Genomic DNA, 13,619 nt, shown 5'->3' on the forward strand with positions numbered 1-13,619 from the left:
ATTCGAGTTTGACTTACTTCGTAGTAATCGCTTTAGGAATTTAAAGCTACTTTCCTTAGAGCTAAAGCGCTTACTACAAAATGAGTTTAGAAAAAATTAATTGTATAGTCACTTTGGGCATCACCGACAGCCTCAACTTGCAGGTAATAATCCCCCGCTTCTAAAGTGGCATTGATCCTTTCGGTATTCGTACCGGGATTAGAAGACTTAAAGATTTCGGTAAAGATTTCGGTTTCGCCGTCACTACCCAAGAGAGTTAAGTCAGCATTTTGGGTCAGGCCGGACAAAATTATCCGGATGTCATCGTTTGCGTCGAGAGTAAATTTATAGTAGTCATTGACGTCATCTACTCCGTCTTCCATAAAACCTATTTTACCACTTTGAGTAAGCAGATCACTTCCCAAATCTGTAGCATCCTCCGGGGTGCCATCTGGGTCTCCCGTAATGGGATCTACTTCCGTTTCATCACCATCATCTCCCATGTCATCATCATCCCCGTCATCCATGTCATCAGGAGGATCAGGAAGCGGGTCGGCGTTCATTTTCAGGAAATAGCTAGTTTTAGCATTGCCCACCGGGAAGACTTGCACTGTGTAGTCCCCAGCATCCAAAGTGTCACTCAAAATTTCTGGAGCATTCTCAGGGTTAAAGCCACTAAGGACCATATCACCTTCGCTATCCAACACCATCACATTAGCATCCCGCGTCATTTCGTCTAGGGTGAGCATGAAGTTGCTGTTGTTATCTAAGGTTAAGTTGTAGAAGTCGTTGAGGTTCCGAGAACCATTCTGGAAATCCCCAATTCTTCCTTTCTTTTTGTACTCGTTATTGTTCAGATCAAGTAAAGAACCGACCTCAAAAGTTTCATCTCCCTCGGCGACTACTTCAGTGTCTATACCCAGACGGTAGGTAGTCTCAGCATTGCCCATTGGCATCACTCGCAAAGTGTAATCCCCTGGCTCTAAGACTTGATCAATTATTTCTGGATTATTTCTCTTTTCCTTGGAGCTGTCCACCAGCATGGAGCCCTTATAAAGCTCTAGGTCAACATTTCGCTTGATTTGGTCTAGAGTGGCATTAAACTCAGTTAACTCGTTGATAGTAAAAGTATATTCGTCCTGTGAGTTGCGTACCCCGCCGCCTTCTCCACCTATTTTGTCGTTATTGCTATATTCTGTGGGAGACTCCAGAGTTCCCAAAGGAAAGGTATCTGTTGGTGAGATGGGTTCATCCGCGCTCAGACTCAGGCGATAGTTGGTATTACTACTACCCCTAGCGACTACCTTTACATAATAGGTACCGGCATCTAGGTTTTCGTTAATAGTTTCCCGTTGCTTACCTTTATTTTTTGATTTGTAGAGCCGTGTAGTGCCATCGGCATCATAAATTTCGGCATCTGCCGCATTTACCCGCAGTTCATCTAAGGTTAAATCGACATTTTTCTCAGCGCTGAGGGTGAACTTAAACCAGTCCGCTTGGTCTCGGAATCGATCGTCTGTCAATAGCCCCACATTATTACCCGTCTCATTAGTGGGTGTAGGTACCAACTCCCCCAAGTCCTTCGCCATTTCTGGAGCGGGGAAATCATCTACATTGATCCTGGCGTCCAATTCCAGTCGGTAGTCGGTCTTAGCCGCACCTCTAGGGCGTACCTCTAGGGCATAGTGTCCTTCAGGTAAAAATTCGCTGATGGTATCTGGTCTTCTGCCTTTGCGGGTAGACTTATTCAACCGGGAACCTAGTTCTTCTGGTTCATCAGGATCATATTCGTATAAATAGATATCAGCGTTCCGCTGTAGTTGATCTAGTTCTGCATAAAAGGAAGCTTCTTGACTCAACTCAAAAGTGTAATAATCCTTTGTGTTGCGCTGCCGACCGCGACCAAAGCCGATATCTTCAATAGCAAAGTGTGGTTCTTCTGAAGCTAGAAGGTCCCCAACATCAGTGCCCGGAAGCTTTTCCGGTGGCAATATTTCGTCGGCGCTCAACCCCAAGCGGTAGGAAGTTCTAGCCCTACCCTGAGGGAAGACCCGCACCAGATAATCCCCTTTTTCCAAGATAGCGTTAATCGTTTCTTCCTGGCGTCCCTTATTTCGAGATTGCAGCAACAAGGTCTTCCCTTTATCGTCCCAAATTTGGACGTTGGCATTCTTTTTTAGCTGGTCTAGAGTGAGGCTGACATCACTATCCTGATCTAAGGTAAAGTTGAAGTAATCGTTTTTGTCCCTTTGGCCTCCCTTGGCAAAACCAATTTCATCGGTAAACGTAACCTCTTCTTCACTATCCAGGACTCCTAGGGAGACACCAGGAAGCTCATCGTCAGTTATTGGATCAGCATTAAGACTCAACCTATAATCTGTTTGTGCCATGCCTTTTGGTAAGACGCGGACAAAATATTCTCCTGCATCTAATTCCGCATCAATAACTTCTCGTTGTTTACCAGGTTTTGTCGACTTGAATAATACTGAGCCATCACTATCTAATATTTGGACATTAGCATTCTTATCTAACTTGTCTAGGGTTAGATTAAAGTCGCTTTCCTCGTCGAGCTTAAATTTGTAGAAGTCGTTGCGCTCCCGTTTACCATCTACTCTAAAACCGATCTGATCGTTCGTTACAGTCGGTTCTAGTTCGATGACTCCCAGGTCTAACGCATCTGCTCTGGTGTCGTTAGCCATAATTATTTTTTTGCTATATAAAACTGATACAAAACGTCACAACGTCACATAAGGTGACAATCTAATTTTTACTTCCTGCCTCCATTTAGACCATCGGTGGTTACTTATCCACAGATATTGATAGGCCTTGCCGGCCTGCATTTCTTAATTATTTGAGTCACTATCGTATTTTAAAATCATCCCAGTGCTGCTCTTACGAGACAGCAAAGGATTCTCTAAAATCGCTGTTAGGGTCTTTCTAATTCATAGCAACCGTCTTTAGAGATTTACTCTCTTCAGTTATAAAAAAGCTGACCCACACTGACACTGCCAGCCCCGCAGCCAAAAAGGTAAGGTTTGTTTGTAACCTACTCGTTTTTGTTGTTTATACCAAGCTTAAGTCATGGTAACTTTGGCATTCATCCCGACACTACCTTATCAGGAGAGCGCAGGCTTTTTGACAACATTTAGATAAACCATAGTTTATTAATAATTATCCCCAACTTATGGCCAAATGCATTCAGATTAGAAGATATATCAAAAAACTAAACTAAGTTGAACTGAAATATTTTTCAGTGATACTATTATACCACTACTATCTGAAAAAGCAACATTTTTTCTCAAAATTTTTTTTGATGACATAATGTCCCAAAATCTCCATCTAGAAAAACATATTAAGTAGCAGACATACTCAAACTGTAATTAGTACCCAAACCATTATAACTCTCGTAAAACACTCCGACAAAATAGTTCCCAGAATTTAACAACCGAGAAATAGAACCCATCTCACCAGAGTTAATTTTCCAAACATAGGAACTACCCTGATAATGCCCATTAGCATCGTAACTAAAAGTGTCCCCAGAGGAGTTATAGAGATACAAGGAAGCCTCGTCACTCAAACCAGATAGCTCAATATTAACAGTCCGTTTTTCACTAAGATTAAACTTATAGTAGTCATTCTCGTCAATATTACTTACCCAGTCATTAAAGGTTTGAACTTCTGCTAGATTTTCCACTGGCTTTGAGGTATCGAATGTATTCCCCGCAGCATCTGGATGTGCTACTGCCGATAGTTGTAAATTATAACCAGTACTAGCATCGCCGATGCTTTCGACCTCAACAATATAAGTCCCTGCTACCAGGTTGCGAGTAATATTTTCCGAAGCATTCAAGAAGTTTGTAGAATCATCTAACCAGTAGTATTCGTTATTGCGTAAGGTTAGATCCGCATTGGCACTCAAACCATTGAGACTGAGGCTGACAGTACTATCCTCCGCGAGGGTAAATTGGTAGAAATCTTCCTTGTCACTGTCGATATTCTGGGAGATGCCGACAAAATCAGTAAAGGTCTGGGCCTCACCCAAAGCACCAATATTCTTAGTTTGAGCTTCCGTATTGCCCACTATATTAGGTGCCGAGTAGGTCAGGGGAGTGGCCGAAAAATCTAGGTTGTAGTTAGTGTGACCACTTGACTGCCATACTAAAGCGTAATAAGTACCCGATGGTAGTTTTTCCGTAATTAATTCGTTATTGGTGTCATCATTAGTAGAACTAACTATCTCGTTTTCTTGGCTATCGTACAAGTAGAGGTCGGCGTCGCTTGCTAAACCTGTCAGATTAATGGTTACTTCGCTGTTTTGGGGGATATCAAACTTGTAGTAGTCATTACGATCTATTCTTCCTACCCAGTCACTAAAGGCTTGAGTTGCGCTGACTGCACCGATATTCCGCGCTACATCAAAATCATTTCCGGCATTATCAGAAATAGGAGTTGCAGTAGCGACGAAATTGTATTCAGTTCCGTTGCCCCAGAAGTTGCTTATCTCAACCAAGTAATTACCTGGGGTTAGATTTTTAGCGATCGCCGTCTCAGTATTCTCGTCATTAGGAGCTGAAGCAATTTCCTCCATGGCGCTGTTATAAAGATTGAAATTGATAGCATCTGTCAAACCAGTTAAGTTCAAACTAACTGCACTATTCTCACCTACAGAAAACTTATAATAGTCTTCTTCATCTATTCCTGGGGATACCCAGTTAGTAGCATTAATAGTAGTCAGCGCTCCCAAATCTAGAGGCGAGTCAGCACCACCAGCATTATCCACCCGGACTGTGGGAGACAGTTGCAAACTGTAGTTAGTACCAAAGTTACCCCTATCATTCCAAACTTGGACGTAGTAAGTTCCGGGATTTAAATCAGCAACAATTACATCATCAGCATTCTCAGTATTTTGGGAATAGAGCAGAGGACTTTCCTCAATATCATACAGTCCAATATTACCATTGCCAGTCATTCCTCCCAGGTTAATGTTGACAGTGCTAACAGCATCTATGACAAACTGATAGTAATCCTTTTCATCAACATTCCCGATCCAGTCGTTAAAGGTTTGAGGCCCTGCTAAAGTGCCAATTAGTCGGGCTGTTCCAACAGTATCTCCGGCACCATCTGGGTGGGCTGTTGCGGACAATTGCAAATTATAACCGGTATTCCCATTCTCTATACTCTTGACTCCAGCGATATAAGTTCCAGCCTGTAAGTTACGGATAATCACTTCGTCAACATTGGTAAGCTGACTAGATTCAGTAATCTGGGAATATTCGCTATCAAGCAGTACCAGGTCTGCATCTGCTGTCATACTCCCGAGATTAAGGTTGACAGTGCTAGTCTCTCCTAGGACAAACTGGTAGAAGTCATTCTTGTCACGATCAACATATTGATTGCCGACAAAATCTGTGAAACTCTGGGTCGCACCCAAAGCACCAATATTCTTAGTTTGAGCTTCGGTGTTGCCGACGATATTATCTGGCGAGTAGGTCAGGGGAGTGGCCGAGAGTTCAAGGTTATAATAGGTGTTGTCCCCACCATAATAAGGAGAACGTCCCTCAACTTTAACATAATAGGTATTACCACTTGCCAAATTATAGACAATAGATTCATCAGCGTTACTATCGTTGTCGGAACTCCCTATTAGTTTCTCCTTGCTATCGTACAAGTATAGGCCGGTATTCGCGGTTAAACCTGCAAGCTTGAGGTTAATAGAGCTATTGGCGGCAACGCTGAATTTGTAGTAATCATCATATTGGAGGTCGCCAACCCAGTCCCTGATAGTTTGAGCGGCGCTGACCATGCCTAAATCCCTTGCCGTTTCAAAATCATCACCCGCAGAGTTGGGAAGAGTGGTTGCCGATGCCGTCAAATTGTAGTTGACGCTAGTTGCTTCCCGGCTATATGATTTATAGCGCAAGATCCTGACATAATATATACCCGGGTTCAAGTTAGTGATAATAGCTTCATCCGTATTGCTGTCATTTATGGAACTTGTCAGTACTTCTCCCTCACTGTCATAAAGATAAAGTTGACCATTGTCATCCATTCCTGTTAGATTGAGATTGACGTTACTATCCTCAGTCAACGTGAATTTATAGTAATCGTTGGGATCGGCACTACCTACCCAATTACTAAGCGTCTTAGGAGTAGATATATCACCCATATCCCCTGCTGTTTCTAGGGTGTCTCCTCCAGAGTCAGGAATAGTGGTTGCCGATGCCGTTAAATTATAGTTAACGCTAGTTGCTTCCCGGCTATATGATTTATAGCGCCAGACCCTGACATAATATGTACCCGGGTTCAAGTTAGTGATAATAGCTTCATCCGTATTGCTGTCATTTATGGAACTTGTCAGTACTTCTCCCTCACTGTCGTAAAGATAAAGTTGACCATTATCATCCATCCCTGTTAGATTGAGACTAACATCGCTATCTTGAGTCAAGGTGAATTTATAGTAGTCATTGGGGTCGACATTCCCTACCCAATTACTAAGCGTCTTAGGAGTAGATATATCACCTATATCCCCTGCTGTTTCTCGGGTGTTTCCTCCAGAGTCAGGAATAGTGGTTGCCGATGCCGTTAAATTGTAGTTAACGCTAGTTGCTTCCCGGCTATATAATTTATAGCGCCAGACCCCAACATAATATGTACCCGGGTTCAAGTTAGTGATAATAGCTTCATCCGTATTGCTGTCATTTCTGGAACTTGTCAGTACTTCTCCCTCACTGTCGTAAAGATAAAGTTGGCCGTTGCTATTCATTCCTGTTAGATTGAGGTCAACCTCACTATCCTCAGCCAGACTAAACTTGTAGTAATCACTGACATCGAAGCTACCTACCCATTCAGTCTGGTTGAAAGTTGTTAAAGCTCCAATATCTTTTGCTGTCTCCAAGTCGTTGCCGACCAAATCTTCTGCCCGGGAAGTAGCTGATATTTGGAAATTGTAGGGGGTACCTACGACTCCACTGTAACGCTCTACTTCAACGAAATAGTTACTGGGAGTTAAGTTAATAGCTATCCCATCATCGGCATTACCCTCTTGTGAAGAAGAGGACAGACTTTTTTCCTTATTATCGAACAGTTTCAGATTAGCATTGCCACTCATTCCCGTCAAACTCATATCAACTGTACTATTTTCACTTACAGCGAACATATAGTAGTCAGTGCCATCAATATCTCCCACCCAATCATTAACTATTGTTTCTCCTAAGGTCCCTAAATCTAGTGCTTGGTCAGGATTTTCTCCAGCACCATTATCTGGCAGTGGAGTTCCCACCACCTGTAAATTGTAGTTAGTTTTAGCGTTGTTAATGCTTTGAACCTCAATAAAATAAGTTCCTGGACTCAAATTTTTGACAATACTTTCATCAGCTTTTTGCAGCGTCTCCGACCTGGCGATACTACTACTGCTTTCGCTGTTATAAAGATATAGATCGGCATTCTTGTTCAACCCCGTCAAATCAATTTGAACCTGGCTACCGCTACCCTCTACCTGAAACTTATAGAAATCATTCAGGTCATCTACAAACCCGTGGGGGTTACCCACATATTCAGTTTTTGCTATGGGAGTAGCACTGACCGCACCAATATTCAGGGCAGTATTGCGGTTCCAGCCCGTAATTTGCGGCACTGGATATTCTAGTGGCAATGCTGACATTTCCAAGTCATAGTTGGTGTTGCCTCCGTCATCCTTCCAAACTAAACCATAATAAGTACCAGGTAATAATTTTATATCAATTGCTTCCTCTTTATTCTCCGACTCCTCAGACTTTTGTAGCAAATCTCCATCGCTGTCGTACAAGTAGAGGTTGGCATTAGCGCTCAAACCCTTGAGATTTAAATTGAGACGACTTCTGTCATCAAGTTCTATCTTGTAGTAGTCGTGGGTATCTTCCGAGACGCCATAGAAATCACCCACCCAGTCTGAGAACTTCTGAGTTTTATTACCAAGGACACCAACTTTTCGCCCTTTATTTAGTTTGTTGCCCGCATTGTCCTGGGGTACAGGACTCAGGGAGACTTTTTCTTTGCTAACATTGTTAGTCTCGTTGACTTCCCTCAATACATCTTGGTCGTCAGCGATCGCCCCAATAAAATATTTCTTAACTCCACTGACGCTGGCCACTGGTAAAGTCAACTGCTTGTTGATGGTAGTACTCTTCTTACCCCCCAAAGATGTGACCATCTTAGAACCGAGTAACTCATCACTGGTAGTAATTTCATTATCCTCTGACACATAAAATCCCACCCGGAAATCATCAAGCTTACCACCAGCATTATTCAAAGTGACTTTGGCATTAAACTTTTGTCCGGGGTTAACAGTTTTTTCCTGCACATCAAAACCGCTAACAATCAAATCGCTGGAAAGATCAACACCCACTCTCTGACTGCCGGTATTATTCAGTTCGTTATTTTCGACAATAGCGTCCTGAACATCCACCATCATACCCAGATAGTAGTCTCCAGAGCCCTGCCAGAAATTGTCCCCGGACTCTGGCAGAGTCAATTGCTTCGCCAACTTCTTGGTATTCTTATCACCGGAAAGAGACTTAACCTTGGCAGTCCCCAAGAGGAAATCTCCCTTGTCTATACCCTCATCTTTGGACAAATAAAATCCAACCTCAAAAGCATCTGCCTTAGTATTACCGATGTTATTAACCTGGTAATTAACCTTAAGTCTCTCCCCGGCTTTTAATCCATCTTGCACATCCAGGGCTTCAAACTTCAAACTAGACAAATCTACAGTTTTCTGTGTTACCCCCAGAGTTAATTCGTAATCAGTTTTAGCTCCAGAAACCGGGAAAATTGCCGCATAATAAGTCCCTGCTTCTAACTTTTTCTTAATATTTTCAGCTTTGAGACCTTTGGCAGTAGATTCATCAAGGGTGTTCTTATTATCCAGCAATAACAAATTTGCATCTCCATCCAGGCCATCCAAAGACAAATTAACATCACTGGTTTCAGTCAGTTTAAAACTGTAGAAATCTGCTTGGTCTATAAGGCTACCTTCTTTGAACCCTACCCTATTGTTTTGTGTCACCTGGTCTTGCAAATTAAGAGTCCCTAATTGCTGGGCATTCTGACGATTATTAAAATCATCCTTCTGAAGATTAGTTGTTACTTCTAAATTGTAATTAGTCTTAACCTTTCCCCCATTTGGTTTCACACCAATATAATAATTTCCTGGCTGCAAAATCTCGTTGATAATTTCATTTCTCTTACCTTTATTGTTAGAAACTTCTATTTCTCCCCCATCATTTCCTACCAAGAATAAATTAGCATCACCGGTTAAACCATCTAGAGTAATATTAACCCCCCTTTGTTCTGCTAAACTGAAATTATAGAAATCCCCAACATCCCGGATATTTTGGGAAGATTCAAAACCAATTTCGTCCTTTTTAACAATCTTTTGATTTCCCAATTCTCCCAAATTCGTCCCCGGCAAAGCATCATCTTTTTCTCCTATTTGCGTATTGCCAGTTACGCTCAATTTATATTTGCTACTGCTACCACCCTTAGATTTTACCTTAATGTAGTAGATACCTTTATCCAAGATACTGCTAATTTCTTCTGGTTTTTTGCCCTTTTCTTTTGAACTATAAATCAGAGTAGTTCCATCTTTGTCGTATAATTCTAAATCCGCATTTTGACTCAACCTGTCTAAAGTAATAGTTAAGTCTGTTTCCTTTGTTAACTCAATTCTCCAGAAGTCACTCGTATCTAAAAAACCTTTTTTCTTTAAACCAATATCGTCAATTCGAGAAATAGTTTTTCCCTTTAATTTACCCAGATTTTTCCCCGGTAATTTAGCATCGGGGTCTTGAATTTTACTATCCCCATCTATAGATAAGGTATATTCTGAGCGATCGCTACCCATTGGCTCAACCAAGGCATAATATTTACCCTTATCTAAAATAGTGCTAATTTTTTCTACTTCTTTGCCCTTATTAGTAGAACTGTAAAGCAAATTTCCTTTACTGCCCAACAACTTCAAATCTACATTTTGGTTGAGACCATCCAGGGAAAAATTTACCTCACTATCCCTATTCAAATTAAATTGATAATAATCTTTTTGGTCTCGCTTTCCACCTACCTCAAAACCTATTTCGTCTCGTTTTTTTATCGGTTTATTACCAAGAGTTCCCAAATTCTCTGCCCGTGTTCGAGTACCATCTGGGTCGTCAATTTTATCCCCATCCAAACTTAGCCGATATTTAGTCCTAGCATTTCCGGTTGGAGTAACTTTCAGGTAATAAGTACCCCCTTCTAAAATTTGGTCAATTATTTCTTTCTTCTTGCCCTTGCTTCTTGACTGGTCGATAATTGTTTTGCCATCTTCATCTAAAAGTTGGATATTAGCATCGTCCTTGAGACCATCCAAAACAATATTTAGATTATTTAACTTTTCGGTTAAGGTAAATTTATAGAAGTCCCTATTATCCCGAGTGCCTTTTTCCTTAAAACCTATCTCGTCCGTAATTACTTTTTTCTTCTTACCTAATGGCCCTAAATTAGTGGCTCCAGGTGATTTGCTATCGGGGTCTTGGAGTATTTCTTCCGCACTAATACTGAGCTCATATTTAGTTTTCGCGTTCCCTTTGGGGTAAACCCGCAAGAAATAAGTACCTTGAGCTAATTCTTGCTCAATGGTTTCTGGTTTCTTACCTTTTTGTGTGGAGTTAAATAAAACAGACTTACCATTTTTATTCCGTAATTCTAGGTTAGCGTTATCTTTCAGGCCATCTACTACTATGCTGACATCATTCTCTTTACCTTTTAGGTTAAATTTGTAGTAGTCATTTTTGTCTCTGGCCTTACCAGATTTCATACCTATATTATCATTGTATGTTATGACGTCGTCTCCCACCCGCCCTAAGTTTAGAGCTGTTTTCACATTATTGCCTGGGTCTTTCTTTCTAGCTTTTCTCTGCTTTATAGTATATGCATTTTTTTCTGGGGGAATATTGGCTTCCTCTGTTGTAAGACCAGTGAGAGGATCTTTACCATCAATGTCCTCTGGTGTTGAAGCAACAGTTGTTAGGTCTAGCTGAGACGAATTGATGATTTTACTGGGCACTATAATTTGTGGCAGTTGGTTGTCTACCTCGTCCATAGGTACTTGTTCCAGCACATCAGGTTCCTGCACAGAATAAACTGGGAACATCATATTAACAGACTGATGTTTTGATTCTAATTCAAATCCTAGTATGTTTTGTGATGGTTCTAATCCTATTACTTCTTCTCTCATAAGAATTATATGATTTATCTATGCATATATATAGTACCACAGACAGCTCAAAAGTAAGCCTACTCTACCCCCCAACTAAGGAGATTAAAAATAATCCCTAAATTACGTTTTTTCATTTGTCGTCATCCTAATTATAATTTATGTTGCTATATTATGTTATTTAGATATTTTTTAATACTAACACTTAATTTAATAGCGATCGCTCCACAGAAAAAAAAATTAATTATTTGTTTGTTTCTGTTAGGTTTTTCTAAAAAAATATTGACTAATTATCTCAAAAATGATATTTATCTATAATTTTCAAATTATTTCTAGCAACAAGAACAGATATAGCACTACACATTTAGAAAGTGAGTAAAAACACGTAAGTAATAGGAAGAATAGCGATCGCTCCACAGAAAAAAATTAATTATTTGTTTATTGTTGTTAGGTTTTCTTCAAAAAATATTGACTAATTATCTCAAAAATAATGTATAAAAAATGATAGTCATATATAATATCAAATTTTTATAGCAACAAGAACAGATATAGCACTACACATTTAGAAAGTAAGTAAAAACACGTAAGTAATAGGAAGAATAGCGATCACTACACAGAAAAATAACAGAAAAATAAATGATTTCTTTATGTTAGGTTTTCCTTGAAAACTATTGACTAATTAGCTTAAAAATGATACTCGTATATAATATCAAATTATTTATAGTAGCAACAACAGATATAACACTACATATTTAGGGCGTAGATATTGGTAAATCATGTTTACTAAAAATTTTCCCTCTGAAAAACTCATTCAGATATTACTTCCCCCACTAGGGGTGCTCATTTCAGTTATCAGTTATCAAGACTTCTGAAACTAGCATCATGTATTCAAAAAAAACAAGTAAAAAAATAACCCTAGAAAAGCGAGGCTTTTAACGATATGGTCGATGCTGCAAAATCATAATTCACACCAATATCGGCGGATTTAATATGAATGAAGTAAGTTCCAGGTTCGTTCATTACAACTAATTTTTTCATTGGCATTACCTCTAGCAAAAGATCCATCTATATATAACTCACTATCCTTGTAAAAGTTCAAATTATCATTGCCATTCATATTGTCAAACTGAGGTCAACTGTACTTTTAGTTGGTAACATAAACCTGTAAAAATCGTCTTCGTCAAAACTACCTACCCACTCAGTCTGATTAAAGTTTGTTAAATTATCAATATCTTTAGCAGCTTTGAAATCATTGCCTGTACTTTCAACTAGTGAAGTTGCAGAGAGTTGTAAGTCATAGTAGGTATTGCCAGGAGCACCATTAACTATGGCAAAATAAGTTTCGGGTTCTAACTTGGTATTGATTACTTTATCAGTATTATCCGAATTTTTAGATAAACCTTTAGAAGATATCTGTAAATAAAACCTTAAGCGACAAGACGATTTAACATCAGTGAAATCATGGCTATATAAATAACGTATTCACTTACTTCCGGTAAACCCTCCTAATCTTTACTGAGTCGTTTGTGGGGTCAAAGCCTACCTAAATTTCTCTCCACCACCCAACCTCAAGGTTCAACCTCAAATTTTTTTTGAGAACCTTCAAGCACCTCCTGGTGAAGCTCCCATCCATTCGTGACTTGCTGTAACCCCTGGCTTTTATAGCCTCATTCAGCCCAAAGCTTTTGTAGGCTTGGAACTGACAGGCTATATTCTGCTAGCAACATCTTCCCAGGTGTGACATCTGATATATTAGCAACATGAACTAGCACCACTAATACCAACCCCAATGTTTATACTAGGATATAGCGTTTCCGACCTTTGACTTTTTTGCCTCCATCAAAGCCCCGCTCTGGTTCTCCTATCTCCGTTGTTTTCACTGATAGCCTATCAATTATTGCCCTTGTTGGTTCTGGGTTTCGTCCCTATTGTTGGCGGACATGAGTTCATAGGCTAGGGTGAATCAGTTGCCAGACTCCAAGAGTTCTGCCATTTTCGGCAAATCACCATACGCAGTCAAAGCCGGTGGGAAATCATGGGGTAAAAGTTCCCAGGTACAACCACTACGACGACTCTAGAGAATACTATTAACAACTGCTGGTAACTCCACGGTTTGTTTCCTTCCTCTAGATGTTTCATATTTAGCGACAGGTAGCATGGGATCTATCATTTCCTAAGAGCGATACCTTAAGTCTGTGGAATAGTTCAGAGCGAGTCATATTCTCAATGTTTCACCTCTAGTTGACTAGTTCCATTTTTTCTGTTTTACTTCCCCATGGTTTTATTTTAATCTTTTTTTTAAAGATACCCTCCTACTCTACAAGGTTTTCAGGATTTTAGTTTAAATAGCACTATAAGTTTTGAATGATAATGGTTATAGTCATTTTTTTCTGAATTCCCAACAACTCTA

2 protein-coding genes are annotated in these 13,619 nt (G+C 40.1%); both read right to left on the minus strand.

Annotated features, from left to right (window positions below):
- Nucleotides 1–86: 86 nt before the first annotated feature.
- The gene (locus TERY_RS08905; RefSeq protein ID WP_011611521.1) at nucleotides 87–2,678 is read right to left on the minus strand and encodes a pre-peptidase C-terminal domain-containing protein; all 2,592 of its coding nucleotides are present in this window, start codon (nucleotides 2,676–2,678) and stop codon (nucleotides 87–89) included.
- 653 nt (nucleotides 2,679–3,331) lie between these two features.
- Nucleotides 3,332–11,230 carry a pre-peptidase C-terminal domain-containing protein gene (locus TERY_RS32775; protein WP_011611522.1) on the minus strand — a complete coding sequence of 2,633 codons (7,899 nt, stop codon included), beginning with the start codon at nucleotides 11,228–11,230 and terminating at the stop codon, nucleotides 3,332–3,334.
- Between the last annotated feature and the right edge of the window lie 2,389 nt (nucleotides 11,231–13,619).

Origin of the sequence: Trichodesmium erythraeum IMS101, assembly GCF_000014265.1 — a bacterium.
Classification (GTDB): Bacteria; Cyanobacteriota; Cyanobacteriia; order Cyanobacteriales; family Microcoleaceae; genus Trichodesmium; species Trichodesmium erythraeum.

Bases quoted from the DNA above. Each gene is read 5' to 3' on its own strand.
- TERY_RS08905 (WP_011611521.1), bottom strand. From the start codon at position 2,678: ATGGCTAACGACACCAGAGCAGATGCGTTAGACCTGGGAGTCATCGAA.
- TERY_RS32775 (WP_011611522.1), bottom strand. From the start codon at position 11,230: ATGAGAGAAGAAGTAATAGGATTAGAACCATCACAAAACATACTAGGA.